The organism is Paraniabella aurantiaca, from assembly GCF_050309965.1.
Lineage (GTDB): Bacteria > Bacteroidota > Bacteroidia > Chitinophagales > Chitinophagaceae > Niabella.
This window is the reverse complement of sequence record NZ_JBLOSY010000001.1, coordinates 1,820,179-1,837,413: the sequence shown is the minus strand read 5'-3', so window position 1 is coordinate 1,837,413 and position 17,235 is coordinate 1,820,179. Positions and strand designations below refer to the sequence as shown.

Here is a 17,235-nt window from a genome sequence, read left to right as displayed (position 1 = left end):
TGCAGGATTGGCCCTGTTTATGCTATAATTAAATTATTATTTATTCAGATAAATTTTTTACTGTATGATCATTCAAATTAACGCAGACAACAACCTAACCGTAAGCACCGAATACCGGGAGAAAATAGAAGGTGTAGTATTAGCAGAAGTAGATCGTTTTATAGAACACTTAACCCGTATTGAAGTTTATCTTTCAGATCAGAATTCGCATAAAGATACCGGCGCAGATAAACGTTGTAATATCGAGGCCAGATTAAAAGGCAAACAACCTATTGCTGTTTCAGATGATGGAGAAAACTATGATATTGCTATCCATGGTGCTGCTGGCAAGCTATCTACTTCGCTGGAAACGATTATCGGAAAAATGAAAAGTCATTAATCCCGGTAAAATTTTTCCTTCAAAAAAATAATCAGGTTGGCTCACGCCAACCTGATCTGCTTTAATATTTATCTCCAACCGCCTCCTAAATCCTTGTATATATTTACCACGGCACCCAGCTGATTTTTCTTCGTCTCCGCCAACTCCAACCGGGCCTCCAATACGTCACGTTGTGTAGTCAGCACTTCCAGATAATCAGCTCTTGCTGCTTTATACAGTGCATTAGATACATCAACCGATTTGTTTAACACTTTTACCTGCTCTTGTTTTTGCTCGAATGTTTGTTGCAGGTTGCTGATGTTCGACAGCTGATTTGCCACCTCTATATACCCGCTTAATATGGAACGCTCATAATTATATACAGCCTGTAGTTGCCTCGCATTGGCTGTAAGGTACTGTGCTTTGATCGCGTTCTTATTAATTAAAGGCCCTGCCAGGTCGCCAACCAGGGATGTGATCAATGATTCCGGGAACTTAACCAGGTAGCTGGGATTAAAGGCGTTGAAGCCGATCATCGCCGATATATCGAAAGAGGGATAAAATTGTGCCCTTGCTACCTTCACATCCAGTTTAGAAGCAGCCAGCTCCAATTCTGCCTGCCTGATATCAGGCCGGTTGGCCAGCAACTGCGAGGGCACGCCGGTGCTGACTGGGGCCAATGGCAAATCCATAAAACCAGTTTCTTTCCTGGCTATGGGCTGCGGATACCTTGCCAGTAAAAAATTGATCCGGTTCTCTGTTTCCTTAATACCCTGTCGTATCTCGAACTCCCTGCTTTGGGTACTTTTTACTTCCGCTTCAAATTTTTGTACCGCCAACTCCGTTGCCCTTGCTGCCTGCTTCTGTACTTTTACAATCTCAAGTGCATTTTTTTGCAAGGCAATATTCTGCTTCACAATATCCAGCTGATAGTCGAGCGATAATAATTCATAATAAGAATTAGCTACTTCTGCTATAAGGTTGGATAGTACAAAATTCTTCCCTTCAATAGTAGACAGGTAACGGTCTACTTCCGCATCTTTCGCATTATGTAATTTGTTCCAGATATCTACCTCCCAATTAGCGTTGATACCTACAATAAAATCACCAAGGTAGTCAGGTACTTTTTTACCGGGTGTAATTTCGGTAGATGCGTCGCCCGCACCCTGGCTGGTATACCGTCCGGCTTTGTCTATACCAACACCCGCCCGATATCCGACACTTGGCAACAATTCTCCTTTTTTGGCCCGAACCTCATTACGTGCTATTTCTATTTCCTGCAACGTAATATTCAGCTCCTGGTTATTTTTTAAGGCAGTATCTATTAAAACCGCCAGGTTTGGATCGGTAAAAAAGTCGCGCCATTTTACCAACCCTGTATTCAATGTGTCCTGGTCAACCGAATAAGTTTCCGGCACTTCTTTATTTTCCTGCTTTTGAGCCACCTGTGGAACATGGCAGCCTGCATAAATCATGCAGGTGCCAATCATTCCTAACGTAGCAAATATGTTACGAATTTTCATCTTCTTGTATTTTACTAATGAGTCAGGTCTTCCGATAACGGATTCTCGTCTTCTATTTTGATCAGTTTTCTTTTGGCGGCAATGGTTCCAAAAATGTAATACAACCCGGGTATAACAATGACCCCAAACACAGTTCCGAAAAGCATCCCTCCTGCAGCCGCCGAACCGATAGTCCGGTTTCCGATCTTGCCCGGACCGCTCGCAAACACCAATGGAATCAACCCCGCAATAAAGGCAAAGGAGGTCATTAAAATAGGACGGAACCTTACTTTGGCACCCTGCATGGCCGATTTTAAAACCGTCATACCGGTACTATGTTGCTGGGCGGCAAACTCCACAATCAGTACGGCATTCTTACCCAATAACCCGATCAGCATTACCATAGATATCTGTGCGTAGATATTATTTTCCAATCCTAATAGTTTCAGGAAAAGAAAAGCGCCGAAGATACCGGCTGGCAGGGAAAGGATCACCGATAATGGCAGGATAAAACTTTCGTACTGGGCAGAAAGTATGAGGTACACAAAACCCAAACATATCAGGAATATATAAATAGCTTCATTACCCCTTGACACTTCATCTTTTGAAATACCTGCCCAATCGATACCGAAGCCTCTGGGTAACGTTTTCTTCGCCACCTCGTTAATGGCGTTAATAGCTTCCCCACTACTGTAGCCCGGCGCAGCCGAACCACTGATCTCTGAAGCGTTGTACATATTATGCCGGGTAATCTCCGAAAGTCCATATACTTTTTCCATTTTCATAAAAGCAGAAAAAGGAACCATTTCATCATGATCATTCTTTACATAAAGCTTTAGGATATCATCTGGCAATGCACGATACTGTGGTAAAGCCTGTACGATCACCTTGTACTGCCTGTCGAATTTAATAAAGCTGGTCTCATAATTACTTCCAATGAGCGTAGACAAAGTATTCATGGCGTTATCTATCGTAACGCCCTTCTGCTGCGCCAGGTCGTTATCTACCCTCAGCATATATTGTGGAAAGCTGGCGCTATAGAAAGTAAATACCGATGAAAGTTCTTTACGCTTATTGAGCTCTTTCACAAAGTCATGGCTCACCGTTTCCATCTTCTTATAGTCCCCGCTTCCGGCCTTGTCCAGCAAACGCAATTCAAAACCACCGGCAGCACCATAACCCGGTACAGCAGGAGGCTGGAAAAATTCTATAGCTGCCCCTGGTATACTTTTAGACTTCTCTTCTAACTGCTCAATAATTTCCTGTGCAGATTCTTTCCGGTCTGTCCAGTCTTTGAGGTTGATCAAACAGGTGCCTGAGTTAGCGCCCGTACCTTCTGTCAGTATCTCGTAACCCGCGAGGGCCGAAACAGATTTCACACCATCTACATCTTCTGCAATCCGTTCCAGCCGCTCAGATATTTCATTAGTCCGTTCCAGCGAAGAGCCCGGTGGCGTTTGGATGATCGCGTAGATCATTCCCTGGTCTTCGTTGGGTATAAAGCCCGAAGGAACACTGCCACTCAATAACCAGGTGCCTGCACAAAAAGCGATCAGTAATCCAAAAGTGATCATACGCCTGCTTACCACACGGTTGAGGAATCTCATGTACCGGTTCGATAAAAGATCGAAGCGTTTATTGAAAGCGTCGATAAACCGGTCTACTAATGATTTCTTCTTAAGCTTTCCATGATGGTTCTTCAACATAATGGCACAAAGCGCAGGTGTTAAGGTTAAGGCTACAATACCCGACAGGATAATACCCGTGGCCATGGTAATAGAAAACTGCCGGTAGAAGATACCTACCGGGCCCGACATAAAGGCCACCGGTATAAACACTGACGCCATTAAGAAGGTAATGGCAACTATAGCGCCGCTTATCTCCTTCATCGCCTGCTGTGTAGCCTTTAATGGAGAGATATTGCTTTTCTCCATTTTAGCATGAACCGCTTCAATTACCACAATGGCATCATCGACCACCACCCCAATAGCCAACACCAGGGCAAATAAGGTAATGAGGTTTAGGGTAATGCCAAAGAACTGCATAAATACAAACGTTCCAACCAATGATACCGGCACCGCTATAATCGGGATCAGGGTAGACCGCCAGTCACCCAGGAAAACAAATACTACGATCCCCACTAAAATAAAAGCCTCTACCAGCGTATGAATTACTTTTTCAATAGACGCATCCAGGAATTTAGACACGTCGTAGCTGATCTCGTAATCCATCCCTTTGGGAAAATTATCTTTTAATTCCTTCATCTTTTCCTTTACATCCGCTATTACCTGACTCGCATTACTTCCGTAAGACTGCTTCAATACAATAGCTGCCGAAGGTTTACCATTCAGGTAGGAATAAAGGTCATACATAGAGCTTCCGAATTCAATGTCGGCCACATCTTTTAACCGCAGCAATTCGCCATCAGAACTCGACCTTACAACGATATTCTGGTAACCTTCTTTTGTACTATAGCGGCCCGGGTACTTCAACACATATTCAAATGACTGAGATCTTTTACCGGAACTCTCGCCCGTTTTACCAGGAGAAGCTTCCAGGCTTTGCTCATTTAAGGACTTCATTATTTCTTCGGCAGATATTTTATAGGCCAGCATCCTGTCGGGCTTCAACCATATACGCATTGCATACTCGCGGTTACCCAATATATCTGCAAAACCCACACCATCAACACGCTTTAACTCCGACAGTATATTGATATCGGCATAGTTGAACAGGAAGTTCTCTCCCATTGATGTATCCTTTGTATACAGGTTGATATACATCAGCATGTTCGACTCTTCCCGGCTGATCTTAACACCTTCACGTATTACCAGCGGCGGTAACTTATTGGTTACAGCAGCTACACGATTCTGCACGTTCAGCGAAGCCTGGTTAGGGTCGGTGCCCAGGTTAAATATCACCTGTATTACTGCCTCACCATCGTTACCGGCATCAGATGCTATATACTTCATTCCCGGTACCCCATTGAGTGCACGCTCCAGCGGAATAACTACTGATTTAATTAAAAGTTCGTTATTGGCTCCGGGATACTCTGCCGTGATATTAACCTTGGGAGGAGACACGGAGGGGAATTGTGTTACCGGCAGATGTGTTAACGCCAATATGCCCAGGAATACAATAATGAGCGATATGACGATCGATAAAACCGGTCGTTTTATAAATTTACCAAACATAAAATTCTCTTTAAATAATTACTCTGCTTTAAGATGAAGGCCATTCATTACCTGGCGGGGTTGTTCATAACGGTATTCTATTTTCTGGTCTTCTTTTACGGTTTGAACACCTTCCAGCAATATTTTGTCATCAGCAGCAAGACCACTGCTAACGATGTACAGATCGGGTAATTCGGCACCTACATTAATCATGCGGGCTCTTACCATGTGTTTATTATCTACCACAAAAACATATTTACGATCCTGCAACTCATAAGTAGCTTTTTGCGGAATAACCACTGCGTTTTTAAGAGGTACTGTCATCCTTACTTTCCCGGTCTCCCCATTTCTGAGCAGTCCGTCAGGGTTAGCAAACCGGGCCCTGAAAGCGATATTGCCCGTTTCGCTATCGAACTCACTTTCTATGGTTTCTACTTTTCCCGGAACGCCTAAAGCATCACCATTAGCCAGTATGAGATCAACATTTTGCTGTGCATTTTTCCGCAGGTTTTTCTGGTAATTCAGGTACTCGGGCTCGCCCACATTGAAATAAGCAAAAACCTGGCTGTTGTCCGACAGGCTGGTGAGTAAAGCCCCCTCGTCAATAAGACTTCCCTGCTTTAAAGGAATACGATCTATGATGCCGCTAAAAGGTGCACGTATTTCTGTAAATGATAAATGGGCCTGGGCCAGTTTGGTTTCTGCACGGGCCTGTTCCAGCTTAGCCTGGGCAAGCGCCTGCTCGCTTTTAGAAACAATATTCTGGTCGGCCAGTGTTTTAGCATTCTGAAGCTCAATGGTAGCCGCACTGGCTTCTGCTTTTGCCTTCATTAATTCAGCTTCATACACCTGCGGCATAATTTTAAATAATAACTGCCCGGCTTTCACATATTGTCCCTCATCAACGTATATCTTTTGCAGGAAACCCCTGCTCTGTGCTCTTACTTCTATATTGCGTACAGAACGTATCTGTGAAACATAGTCTTTATTAAGAGCGGTATCTATTTGTAAAGGGTTGGTAACAATGTATTGAACTTCTGCTGCCTTTTCTTCGGCATGTGACTTACAGCTTGTTTGGTATATCAATGCGCATAACGCATAAATGATTACTATCCGTTTCATTTTTTAGGAAATTATCTATAAAGCGGAATTCCGGACCTGGGGCCGATGCTTTATTTCAGGAAAGAAATTATTGAAAGATTGAATTTAAAAGTATAGGATAATACAGCAGTAGTGCAGGTAGTGCTACACGAATGGTTGATCCCGACCTTATGGGCCAGGGTTAAAATAGTTAAAGGTTACTGCTGACAGGCGAATGGTATCAGATCCTAAAAACGCAGAGTTGATTACGATTTAAAGCGGGTGGGTATTGCGCTTCTGCCAAATACCAGCCATTAGCCAGCTCATCATCTATTTGGGCTAAATAGGCAGAAAGAAAATAAGCTAGGATGCTTTGCAGCTGTTTTCTTACGGGCGCTGAAACCGGAAGATCATCTTCCTCGTCGTTGGTACATATAAGCCGCTCCGTCAGTTGCTGGTCAACTGCGTTGCCGATATGGCGCTGTTGTCTTTGATTCTGTTGTACTAAAAGATAGGCTTTTGAGGCGTTTGTCCTCGTGTTATCACAAACATTACGGCTCTTTGCAAAAGCAGGTAACCCTGTATTTAACAGGAGTGTACATAAACAAATACAAAAAATAGCCCACCTCATTGCTCAATAAAATTGCTGTTCAAAATTAGTTAAAGATGCAAAGACAGATCTTTAATCATACAGCAAAAAAAGGTTAAATTTTAAATATAACAAAACCACTTCCGATATTTCAGGATTTATTAATAGTTTGCATACGCACTAAACCCGGCCTTTCATCGCTGTCTTTCGAACGGGATAATCAATAACCCCGTCATAAAAACAACACACTGATAATTAGATCAACACGAAGATTTCCTCACCTTAAAACATTCATCTTATGCCTTCCGACACTCAAAAAGTAAGTCCCCAAGAGCTGGAAAAAATTGATGCCTACTGGCGCGCTGCCAATTACCTTTCGGCTGGCCAGATCTACCTGAGAGATAATCCCCTGCTACGCGAGCCACTACAACTCGACCACATAAAACAGGTGTTGCTGGGGCATTGGGGCACTACACCCGGACAAAACTTTATTTATGCCCATCTGAACCGTATCATCAATCAGTACAACCTGGATATGATCTATATATCCGGTCCGGGGCACGGCGGGCCCGCATTGGTTGGCAATACCTATCTTGAAGGCACCTACAGCGAGATATACCCCGAAATCACGCGGGACGCGGAAGGACTGAAAAGACTGTTCAAACAATTCTCGTTCCCCGGCGGTATTCCCAGTCATGTTTCACCTGAATGCCCGGGTTCCATGCATGAGGGTGGTGAACTGGGTTATTCGCTAAGCCACGCTTTTGGGGCTGCATTCGACAATCCGGATTTAATGGTGGCTTGTGTAATAGGAGATGGGGAGGCCGAAACAGGGCCTCTTGCTACAGCATGGCACTCCAATAAATTCCTGCATCCTGTAAAAGATGGTGTAGTTATACCCATTCTGCATTTAAATGGGTATAAGATTGCCAACCCCACCATTTTTGCCAGGATAAAAAAGGAAGAAATGGATAACCTGATGAAAGGTTACGGCTGGAAACCATTTTGGGTTGATGGCGAAGATCCGGCTTACATGCACCAGCGCATGGCAGCTGTGCTGGATGAAGTAATCGCTGAAATTAAAACGATCAAAGAAACTGCCGTTAATAATGAACAGTTCGATCGTCCCACCTGGCCAATGATCATTTTGAAGTCTCCTAAAGGATGGACAGGACCTAAAGAAGTTGACGGATTAAAAGTGGAAGGCAGCTTCAGAGCGCACCAGGTACCGCTTTCAGATCCCGCTCACAATCCTGAACATCTGGCACAACTGGAAAAATGGCTGCAGAGCTATAAACCTGAAGAGCTGTTTGATGAAGAAGGTAAACTGCTTGCCAAATGGCAGGAGCTTGCTCCCAAAGGCGACAGGCGAATGGGAGCCAATCCACATACCAATGGCGGTGCATTAATGCGGGACCTGCATATGCCCGACTTCAGAACCTACGGCCTGGCCATCAATGCCCGCAGTACGCCCGGTCCCGGAGATACAAAAGTGCTGGGAAGCTTTATACGAGATATCATTAAGCTCAACATGTATAACTTCAGGGTGTTCGGCCCCGATGAAACCTTATCCAACCGGTTGAATAAGGTATTTGAGATAACAGAGCGACAATGGGTAGCAGATACTTTTGAAGATGATGAATTTCTTGGGAAAGCAGGCCGGGTATTAGAAGTTTTGAGTGAGCACCAATGTGAAGGCTGGCTGGAAGGTTATGTGCTTACAGGAAGGCATGGCCTATTTAATTGTTACGAAGCATTTATACATATCATCGACAGTATGTTTAACCAGCATGCCAAGTGGTTAAAGATGACCTCTGAAATCAGCTGGAGAAAAAAACTGCCGTCGCTTAATATACTTTTAGCATCACATGTATGGAGGCAGGATCACAACGGTTTTACGCACCAGGATCCGGGCTTCATCGATCATGTGGTTAATAAAAAAGCTTCTGTGGTAAGAGTATATTTGCCCCCGGATGCGAACTGCCTTTTATCAACAATGGATCACTGTTTGAAAAGCCGGCATTATGTAAATGTTGTCATTGCCGGAAAACATGCATCGCCGCAATGGTTAAATATGGATGAAGCCGTTACACATTGTACCAAAGGCATTGGTATCTGGCCATGGGCCAGTAATGACGAAGGCGTTGAACCCGATGTAGTGATGGCCTGTGCCGGTGATGTACCAACATTAGAAACCCTTGCCGCGGTATCTATCCTGAGGAGTAAATTACCGGAGCTAAAAATACGCGTAGTAAACGTAGTAGACCTGATGCGCCTGCAGCCCGCATCCGAACACCCGCATGGTTTAAGTGAAAGTGATTTCGATGTACTCTTTACTAAAAACAAACCGGTCATCTTTGCCTTTCATGGTTACCCATGGCTGATACACCGGCTTACTTACAGGCGCACCAATCATCATAATATACATGTAAGAGGATATAAAGAAGAAGGTACTATCACCACTCCCTTTGATATGACAGTGCTTAATCAAATGGACCGTTTCAGCCTGGTGCAGGATGTATTGAACAGATTGCCGCAGCTGGGAGAAAGAGCCGCCTACATAAAAGAAGATATGAAAAACAAACATATCGAACATAAAAACCACATCAGAAAACATGGTATAGATATGGATGAAGTACGCAACTGGAAATGGGAACTTTCCTGAGTAAAAAATAACCGACATCTATATAAGCAAAATCCCGCCGAAGAAATCAGCGGGATTTTTTAATTCCTCAGCCGTGCCCTTACCAGGCTGGGATTCGGGGTAAAGGTATATAACCACTATTGGTAAAAGCTAACCTTTGTCAGGTATTGCAATGACATGAATCAACCCGGATCAACACCAGGGTCAGCCTATTCTTTTTTCATTTGTTACAGCTTTGTTAACACAAAACAGAAAAACAAACGCAAATGAAAAAGATACAATTAGCAGCACTGTTCCTATTAGGTTTAGGTATAAATGTCTTCGCCCAGGACAGTTATAAGCTGGTGGAAAGCAAGTCCAGAAACATGGTAACCGGCACCTCAACACTGCATGACTGGAGATGTGTAGCAGAAAAACAATCCGGTACCGCTGCAATTAAAACCGGTGATGTTCTTGAAGTAAAATCATTAACAGCCCGTATAGCAGCTAAGTCTTTGAAAAGTATAAAAGAGAATGGCAAATACTACGACGATGCTATGGACAAGAATGCCTACAAAGCACTGGAAGCCGATAAACATCCCGAGATCGTGTATACATTAACCGGTACTTCCAATATGAAAACGACCGGTGCTACTTCTACCTTTTCTGCTACCGGAAACTTAACCATCGCCGGCAAAACAAATAGGGTAACCTTCCCTGTGAAAGCTGTAGTGAACGGCGATAATATAACATTTACCGCCACCGTCAAATTCAAATTGACTGCTTTCGGAATTACCCCTCCCAAGGCGTTGATGGGTACTATTAAGACGGGAGATGACGTAGCCGTAGTATTGAACTCAACCTTTGCTAAATAACCTCAACCAAATTTTTCATTTTAAAAAAAATGTTTATGAAACGCTTATCATTAGCGATAGCCCTGATCGGATGCTTTACCCTGGTACATGCACAAGACGATAAATCTATCATATCCAAACTGCACCCGGACGTACAATTTACCAGGCCGGGAGACAAAACAGGTTTAAATATGTTTGAAACAGGCAAGGAAGAAATTATTCCTTACGATGGCCTGAAAGTAAGGTTTGGAGCAGGTTTTTCCCAACAATTCCAAAGCCTTACGCACAGCAACTCCGGAGCCGTTGCACTTTACCCGAGACTAGCACCCGGCTTTGGAATAGCGCAGGCCAATCTTACAATGGACGTGCAATTGTATGATGGTATTAAATTAAACCTTACCAGCTACCTGGCTGCAAGGCACCATAACGAAACATGGGTGAAAGGCGGTTACATTCAATTTGACAAGCTTCCCTTTAAAGGCGCAGGCTGGGACAAGCTGATGCAGTATGCGACCATCAAAGTAGGGCATATGGAAATTAACTATGGCGATCAGCACTTCCGTCGCTCCGATGGTGGCAATACCATTCACAATCCATTTATGGAAAATTATATCATGGATGCCTTTGCTACGGAAATTGGCGGAGAGTTTTATCTTCAAAAAGATGGCGTAATGGGAATGGTTGGTGTATCTAATGGCCTTATCAATGGCACACAGCAGTCTCCCGTATTAGCCGTAGGCACCGATACTATAGGTTACCACCGTAATCCCTCTTTTTATGCCAAAGGCGCTATAGACAAGCAATTAGGGGACATAAGAGTGAGAGGAGCTGCATCTGTGTACTATAACAATAGCGCCGGCCGTAGTACATTGTATGCCGGAGACCGCACCGGTAGCAATTATTTCTTTGTAATGGAAGGTGCTACCGCCACATCTAAAGACAACTTTACTTCCGGCCGTTTCGACCCGGCCCTTACCAACCAGATCCTGGCCTTTCAATTAAATGGTTTTATAAAAGCCAAAGGCCTTGAATTGTTTGGTACTTATGAAAATGCCAGGGGCCGCAACATTAATGAGAAAGTGGCCAACTTCGACAAACGCAGCGTAAACCAGCTTGCTGCAGACATCGTTTACAGGATTGGGGCTAAAGAAAAAGTATTCATCGGTGCTCGCTATAATACCCTGCGCGGACAGTTATTAGCCAGCAATAAAGATAAACAAAGCGTTGACAGGATTGCAGTTGGAGGAGGATGGTTCCTTACCAATAACATCTTAATGAAAGGTGAATATGTAGATCAAAAATACAACGACTTTCCTGCTGCAAACAGAATGGCAGACGGAAGATTCAAAGGTTTTGTAATGCAGGCGGTAGTTGGTTTCTAACAAAGCAGGAGGGTGGGCTACCTGGTGTAGCTCCGCTCTCTTCACAAAAAAACAAAATCATGTTACTGTTAAAATTTATATGGCTGGGCTTTTTTTATTGGCTGATGCCTACCCTGCCTGCTCAAACCTATCAAACCACTTTAGCCGACGGCAGCTCTTTCATCTTGAAAGGCTCTTCCAACATCAATAAATTTGAATTGGTTTATACCGGAGACCTGGGAAAGACTAATAAGGTACAGGTAGAAAGAGAAGATAGTAAATTGAACATGAAATCGGGATCGGGCGTCAACTTAAAAGTTGATGACTTTAAAAGCTCCAACAATTACATTACCAAAGACTTTAGAAAAATGCTTCGGGCTGACACCTACCCTGACCTGGTGATTGAACCTGTAAGTGTATGGAAACCGAAAGGACAAACAGGAATGGTGTGTGTTTTGGTCAACTTAACCGTAGCGGGGTGTACACGCCAGGAAACGATCAGCCTGAATCTTACCAAGCAGGATGCCACAGCATTTCAGTGCAAAGGCAGTCATAAAATATCTCTTAAAAGATATGCCCTTGCTGCACCGAAAAAAGCACTGGGAGTGGTGCAGGTAAGTGATGAAGTAGCCATTGACATGTTGCTTAAACTACAGTACAGGAAAATAAAATAACAATAACGCTGATCCATTATTATCTAACGATTAAAAATCACTATTATGATTATTCAATTACACGCAGACAGAAGCCTGAGTATCCATGAAGCATATGCATCGAAACTAAGCGGTGTGATTTCGAGAGAGCTGGACCGCTTTGCGGATCTGCTGACCAGAGTAGAGCTGCATCTTGCTGATGAAAACGCACAAAGAAAGACAAAGGAGGATAAGAAGTGCACTATCGAAGCCAAACTTAAAAGCAAACACCCGGTTGCAGTTACAAACCACGGTGATACTTACGACAACGCAGTAACAGGGGCCATTCTCAAACTAAAAGCAAGCTTAAATACGATTATTGGAAAAATGCAAAACCATTGATCGTTCCTGCTCCAACAAAAGGCGGTTTACAAGAGCCGTCTTTTTTTTTGCGGGCATACTATTTTTTTGTGGCCTTTGCCTTTATACCCATTGCGTATTGTATACCACCCAGTACATGCTTCAAAAACAATGGCTCGGTGTAAGATTCGTCGGTATGTCCCAAACCGGTATAAAAAGCACGGCCGCCTTCAAAGTTGTGGTACCAGGCCATAGGATGAAAATCACCGTTCTTTCCACCTTCATAACTTTTTTCGTCAATAGTGATAAGCGTTTTTACATCCGGGTTGATATCTTTAAAATTATACCACTCATCTTTACGTTCCCATATACCGGGTAAATGTTGGGTAGAAAGATGATCTTTATCTTTTACTATCAGTTTTGCAATCTGTTGTTTGGGGTGACTGGCAAACCAGGCGCCCACCAGCTTATTATACCAGGGCCAGCCATATTCTGTATCCGCAGCAGCATGAATACCAACAAAACCTCCACCGCCACGTATATATTTTTGTACTGCCGCTTTCTGATCTTCATTAAACAAGGTACCGGTGGTACTTAGAAAAATGATTGCAGCATATTTTTTCAGATTTTTGTCTGTGAACATGCTGGAATCTTTTGTTACGTCTACGTCAAACCCATTTTCGGCACCCAGCTTTTGAATAGCTTCAACACCCTTTGGAATAGAAGCATGATAAAAGCCTGCAGTTTTAGTCATTACCAATACCCTGGGTTTAGCAACCCTGTTAAAAGAAATGGCAACAAAGGCAAGAATTAAAAGGGTGAAAAAGGCAAGTTTTTTTGACATGATACATATTGTTTAAATAGATATATATATCGACTAAAGTAATGTAAATTATTATTACTATCCACATTTTTTAAACCATAAATCTTATGAAACCGAATACTAGTAAGACTTTAGCTATATTTGCAGCGCAAAACGCACCTATATTATTAAATATAAGATGAAACGCCCCACCAAAATATTTGGCGCATGAGAATTAAAAAAAGGCGTTACATCCTTTAAAAAATGTAAAAATTAAAAACATACGGATGAAAAAGATCACTTTTACACTTCCCGCAGAGGCACTGGGTAATGCAACCGGAGCCGTTTTACTTGGAGACTTTAATGATTGGAACTTTGATAAAGGCATTAGCCTTAGTGTACAAGCCGATGGCACTTTAGCAGCCACTGTTGAACTGGAGGCGGGTAAAAGCTATCAGTACCGCTTTTTATTAAGCGACGGTACATGGGTAAACGACTGGGCTGCACAACAATATGTACATGATGCAGCATTTGGAGTAGAGAATTCTTTGATTATCGTTCCAACAGAAACAATAGTTGAGAAAGTGGCTACCATTGCTAAAAAAGTAAAAGCAGCGGTAACTTCTAAAGAAGAAAAAGAACCGGCTAAACCCAAAAAAGAAGCCAAAACAGCTGCGTCTGCAACAAAAAAAGAAAAAGTAGCCACCGTTGCTAAAAAAGTGAAAGCTGAAGCTGCACCTAAGGCAGAAGCGGTAAAATCACCAAAAGAAGCTAAAACAGCTGCGCCTGCAACAAAAAAGAAAAAGTCTTAGTAGCGTTAAAAGACTACCCTGGTAAGATGGAAGGAACCGGCAGTAAATTGCTAATTGTTAGAAGCAGACGGTATTGATACCTAGCCGCTTTAGCAAAAGCAACTGGTAAGATATGGAGCACTATTCTTGAGGCTGCAGCTGCAAGATGGGATGAGCTGGCTGCTTTACAGGAGAAACTGATCGGAGGAAAATAAAATTCTAATAAAGTAAAAAGTAATACGGCCTTGTATCGTTTTACTTTTTACTTCATTCTTCTCTATCTCTTTTTAGCGCTGTAAAAGTAAACCACCTGGAAGCCTATCAGTAAAAGTATGCCTACCAATTGGTGAGAGATGGCTAATGCTAATTTATCAGGAGTAAGATAATTGATCAATGTTAGTATGCCTAAGGCTACCTGAACCAGGGTAATAAACAAAGGCATATTACGTAATTTATACACAACAGTTCCTCTGGACTGCCTGTAGAGCAGTATGGTGTATACAATTACCAACAATGTAAGGATATAAGCTACACCGCGATGTACAAACTGTATCGCCAACAGGTTGTGCAACAAACCTCCATCGCTCATATCAGGAATAAATTGTCCGTTAATACTGGGCCAGGTGATGGATGATTTGGCCGCATGCGTACCCGCCATAAAGGCGCCGTAAATTAATTGTACGGTTAACAGTACAAACAGCAACCAGGTAAAATTGCGTATGGAAGGGATATGCGCTTTTTTAAAATCAGGTACCGATAATTTCATCGCGAACCAAATTACATACACCAGCAAAACAAGGGCTGCTATGAAATGAGCTGCTAGCCTGATATGGCTTACATAAACCAGGTCTGTGCCTACCCCACTGGCTACCATGATCCAGCCAATGGCTCCCTGCAAAGCGCCCAGTACAAATAAAATAACCATGGGCCACAGCATGCTGCGATCTATTTTCTTTTTATATATAAAATAGGCGAAGGGAATAATAAAAACCACGCCCATGAACCGGGCCCAGTTACGGTGCAGCCATTCCCAGAAATAAATAAATTTAAAATCGTGGAGCGAAAAGTAATTGTGGATGTACTTATATTGCGAAATCTGTTTATATTTTTCAAAAGCAATATTCCAGTCATGGTCATTCATAGGTGGCAATGCACCTAATATAGGCTTCCACTCCGTTATCGAAAGACCGCTGCCGGTAAGTCGTGTAATTCCGCCCAGTAATACCTGGATAATAATCATGCCCGCACCTATAAACAGCCATATAGCAACGGGTCTGTGCTTTTTCAAATCCATAATTGGCCGCAAAATTACGAGGCAAAATTGGTTATGCTTACAGATATTTTTTGACGCCGATCGCGCATAATTACAACCTTGATAGGCAGCCCTACACCTAACAAAAATATCATACCTTTGCAAACTTTTGCGTAGCTGATCTATGGTGACGCACATTACATATACTACCTGTTGCAATAATTTCTGAATTCGAAACATGAACAAAAAAATATCGTTTCTTGCTTTTCTTGTTTTACTGATCTCTCAGCATCTTTTTTCACAAGCCATTACAGGCATTTACACCGACTTTAATTACAACGGCCAGGGTTATTGGCATGGAACTGCGTCCAACAGCCCAGGTATTCCTAATAACAGCCACAATCTGCTGGCCTTTACCTGGAATGGAACAACTTATTCTACCGGAGTTAACGATGGGGTGTTACCTGCTATTGCTGGACTACAAACTGCGTCTTTCCAGGCATTGCCTGTAGCATCTCTGCCTCCGTTAACCAGCAACACGGGCACTTTTATTGGGGTAGGTACCAGTTACAACATGAATACCGCCAACAATAGCCTTACCTACTATCTTACCGACGGAGTAAAAGGGCTGGATTTAGGCACAGGTATTTATAATCTTCCCAGCGGAAGTGTGAGCAAATACACGGTGGCTAGTGTTAATCCTGCCGCTTTGTTGTCTGGCCCTGCTATCATCATTACACAAATTGGCAGCTATTCAGGCACTGTGCACGATGAATTTTATTTTACCGATGAAAGTGGAACCTTAATACCCGGCAGCCTCAGAAAAACAGTGGATTTTGGTTCATCCTTTCCAAGGGTGGGTACTGCCAGCTTTAAATTCTGGACCGTAGCGATTAATGGAACTTTAAACCGTAGTTCCGGAACAGATGGAACACGTACCATCGCTATGGCGGCTTTTTCACTGGCGGACTTCGGCATATCTGCTACCAATATGACCCAGATCCGCCAATTTCACCACAGGCTATCCGGCGTAAGCGACCAGGCATTTATTGGCGCTTTTAATACTTCTGTAATACAGGTATATCAATATGTAAGCGGCTATGTATATGCGAATGCAACTGCCACCGCCGGATATGACAGAGCAACTGTAAAATTATTTAAAGATGGATCAGAAGTAGGCAGTACGGTTACCAACCCGGCAGGATATTACACGTTTGGCGATCTGGCCCCGGGCACTTATACCATAAGACTTACTAAGCCTGCGGGTCAAAACATCTTTAATGCTTCTGATGGTAATACCGATACAGATATTACATTTACCATAGGAAGTACCCCGGTTACCAATACCTACTTCACATTAACCCCCATTGCAACACCTGTAACTTTCGGTGCAGTATCGGCAAAAATTGCAAACAGCCAGCTTTGGGTAAACTGGTCTACCCTGTCCGAAGACAACAATGACCATTTCAATATTGAAGTATCCAGAGATGGTAATAGTTTCATACCTGTAGGGTCTGTAAAAACTAAAGCTGTTAACGGAAATGCAGACGAACCAATCTACTACAGTTTTACTGTAGCTAATGGAACTGTTTACAATACGCTGGGAATCTTATTTTTTACTGTTGCATTAGGTTTATTAGTGATGGGTTTAAATACAAAAAGATGGATACCGGCATTAATGGTGCTATTCTTCCTTAGCTCTACATCCTGCTCCAAAAATACTACAGAAGATATTGATACTGAAACCTCTGTTTATATACGCATCAAACAGGTAGATAAAGATGGTGTATTCAAATACAGTAAAGTAACGAAAGCAGAAACCAGGTAACCTATTCTTAAAAATTTCAAACAAACGGGA

At 42.9% G+C, this 17,235-nt stretch carries 14 protein-coding genes; 8 read left to right on the top strand and 6 right to left on the bottom strand.

All coding sequences use genetic code 11. The features are described from left to right. Positions 1–64: 64 nt before the first annotated feature. Positions 65–379 carry an HPF/RaiA family ribosome-associated protein gene (locus ACLOAU_RS07900; protein WP_427861319.1) on the top strand — a complete coding sequence of 105 codons (315 nt, stop codon included), beginning with the start codon at positions 65–67 and terminating at the stop codon, positions 377–379. A 68-nt stretch (positions 380–447) separates the two neighbouring features. Here the strand turns inward: ACLOAU_RS07900 and ACLOAU_RS07895 are convergent, their stop codons facing one another. The 4 genes from ACLOAU_RS07895 to ACLOAU_RS07880 form a co-directional block, all read right to left on the bottom strand. Further along, a complete protein-coding gene (locus ACLOAU_RS07895; protein WP_427861318.1) occupies positions 448–1,881 on the bottom strand; it encodes a TolC family protein in 1,434 nt (477 codons plus the stop codon). A gap of 14 nt (positions 1,882–1,895) precedes the next feature. After that, entirely contained in the window at positions 1,896–5,054 is a 3,159-nt protein-coding gene (locus ACLOAU_RS07890) for an efflux RND transporter permease subunit (RefSeq protein ID WP_427861317.1), read from the bottom strand. Between the two features lie 18 nt (positions 5,055–5,072). Beyond that, positions 5,073–6,155, bottom strand: a complete 1,083-nt coding sequence (locus tag ACLOAU_RS07885; RefSeq protein WP_427861316.1) for an efflux RND transporter periplasmic adaptor subunit — start codon at positions 6,153–6,155, stop codon at positions 5,073–5,075. Between the two features lie 199 nt (positions 6,156–6,354). Next, a complete protein-coding gene (locus ACLOAU_RS07880) occupies positions 6,355–6,744 on the bottom strand; it encodes a hypothetical protein (protein WP_427861315.1) in 390 nt (129 codons plus the stop codon). A gap of 256 nt (positions 6,745–7,000) precedes the next feature. Between ACLOAU_RS07880 and ACLOAU_RS07875 the strand changes: the two genes are divergently transcribed. The 5 genes from ACLOAU_RS07875 to ACLOAU_RS07855 all read left to right on the top strand — a co-directional run bounded on the left by ACLOAU_RS07875 (position 7,001) and on the right by ACLOAU_RS07855 (position 12,574). Then, positions 7,001–9,367, top strand: coding sequence for a phosphoketolase family protein (locus tag ACLOAU_RS07875; protein WP_427861314.1), 2,367 nt, complete (start codon positions 7,001–7,003; stop codon positions 9,365–9,367). A gap of 245 nt (positions 9,368–9,612) precedes the next feature. Further along, on the top strand, positions 9,613–10,200 hold the full coding sequence (locus ACLOAU_RS07870) for a YceI family protein (RefSeq protein WP_427861313.1): 588 nt from the start codon (positions 9,613–9,615) through the stop codon (positions 10,198–10,200). A gap of 35 nt (positions 10,201–10,235) precedes the next feature. After that, positions 10,236–11,561 carry a hypothetical protein gene (locus tag ACLOAU_RS07865; RefSeq protein ID WP_427861312.1) on the top strand — a complete coding sequence of 442 codons (1,326 nt, stop codon included), beginning with the start codon at positions 10,236–10,238 and terminating at the stop codon, positions 11,559–11,561. Positions 11,562–11,620: 59 nt separating this feature from the next. Further along, a complete protein-coding gene (locus tag ACLOAU_RS07860) occupies positions 11,621–12,214 on the top strand; it encodes a YceI family protein (RefSeq protein ID WP_427861311.1) in 594 nt (197 codons plus the stop codon). 45 nt (positions 12,215–12,259) lie between these two features. Continuing rightward, positions 12,260–12,574 (top strand): hypothetical protein, encoded by a 315-nt coding sequence (locus ACLOAU_RS07855; RefSeq protein WP_427861310.1) that lies wholly within the window; start codon positions 12,260–12,262, stop codon positions 12,572–12,574. 58 nt (positions 12,575–12,632) lie between these two features. Here ACLOAU_RS07855 and ACLOAU_RS07850 read toward each other — a convergent pair whose 3' ends face one another. Beyond that, a complete protein-coding gene (locus tag ACLOAU_RS07850) occupies positions 12,633–13,376 on the bottom strand; it encodes a ThuA domain-containing protein (RefSeq protein WP_427861309.1) in 744 nt (247 codons plus the stop codon). A gap of 245 nt (positions 13,377–13,621) precedes the next feature. Here ACLOAU_RS07850 and ACLOAU_RS07845 point away from each other — a divergent pair, with 245 nt between their 5' ends. Next, positions 13,622–14,146, top strand: a complete 525-nt coding sequence (locus ACLOAU_RS07845; RefSeq protein ID WP_427861308.1) for an isoamylase early set domain-containing protein — start codon at positions 13,622–13,624, stop codon at positions 14,144–14,146. Between the two features lie 256 nt (positions 14,147–14,402). Here the strand turns inward: ACLOAU_RS07845 and ACLOAU_RS07840 are convergent, their stop codons facing one another. Beyond that, positions 14,403–15,419, bottom strand: a complete 1,017-nt coding sequence (locus ACLOAU_RS07840) for a COX15/CtaA family protein (protein WP_427861307.1) — start codon at positions 15,417–15,419, stop codon at positions 14,403–14,405. A 196-nt stretch (positions 15,420–15,615) separates the two neighbouring features. Here ACLOAU_RS07840 and ACLOAU_RS07835 point away from each other — a divergent pair, with 196 nt between their 5' ends. Next, on the top strand, positions 15,616–17,205 hold the full coding sequence (locus tag ACLOAU_RS07835; RefSeq protein ID WP_427861306.1) for an SdrD B-like domain-containing protein: 1,590 nt from the start codon (positions 15,616–15,618) through the stop codon (positions 17,203–17,205). Positions 17,206–17,235: the final 30 nt, after the last annotated feature.

Excerpts from the sequence above, each read along its gene's own strand:
- ACLOAU_RS07895 (WP_427861318.1), bottom strand. The coding sequence starts at position 1,881 with ATGAAAATTCGTAACATATTTGCTACGTTAGGAATGATTGGCACCTGC.
- ACLOAU_RS07890 (WP_427861317.1), bottom strand. The coding sequence starts at position 5,054 with ATGTTTGGTAAATTTATAAAACGACCGGTTTTATCGATCGTCATATCG.
- ACLOAU_RS07855 (WP_427861310.1), top strand. The coding sequence starts at position 12,260 with ATGATTATTCAATTACACGCAGACAGAAGCCTGAGTATCCATGAAGCA.
- ACLOAU_RS07840 (WP_427861307.1), bottom strand. The coding sequence starts at position 15,419 with ATGGATTTGAAAAAGCACAGACCCGTTGCTATATGGCTGTTTATAGGT.
- ACLOAU_RS07880 (WP_427861315.1), bottom strand. The coding sequence starts at position 6,744 with ATGAGGTGGGCTATTTTTTGTATTTGTTTATGTACACTCCTGTTAAAT.
- ACLOAU_RS07845 (WP_427861308.1), top strand. The coding sequence starts at position 13,622 with ATGAAAAAGATCACTTTTACACTTCCCGCAGAGGCACTGGGTAATGCA.
- ACLOAU_RS07875 (WP_427861314.1), top strand. The coding sequence starts at position 7,001 with ATGCCTTCCGACACTCAAAAAGTAAGTCCCCAAGAGCTGGAAAAAATT.
- ACLOAU_RS07860 (WP_427861311.1), top strand. The coding sequence starts at position 11,621 with ATGTTACTGTTAAAATTTATATGGCTGGGCTTTTTTTATTGGCTGATG.
- ACLOAU_RS07850 (WP_427861309.1), bottom strand. The coding sequence starts at position 13,376 with ATGTCAAAAAAACTTGCCTTTTTCACCCTTTTAATTCTTGCCTTTGTT.
- ACLOAU_RS07900 (WP_427861319.1), top strand. The coding sequence starts at position 65 with ATGATCATTCAAATTAACGCAGACAACAACCTAACCGTAAGCACCGAA.
- ACLOAU_RS07835 (WP_427861306.1), top strand. The coding sequence starts at position 15,616 with ATGAACAAAAAAATATCGTTTCTTGCTTTTCTTGTTTTACTGATCTCT.
- ACLOAU_RS07865 (WP_427861312.1), top strand. The coding sequence starts at position 10,236 with ATGAAACGCTTATCATTAGCGATAGCCCTGATCGGATGCTTTACCCTG.
- ACLOAU_RS07870 (WP_427861313.1), top strand. The coding sequence starts at position 9,613 with ATGAAAAAGATACAATTAGCAGCACTGTTCCTATTAGGTTTAGGTATA.
- ACLOAU_RS07885 (WP_427861316.1), bottom strand. The coding sequence starts at position 6,155 with ATGAAACGGATAGTAATCATTTATGCGTTATGCGCATTGATATACCAA.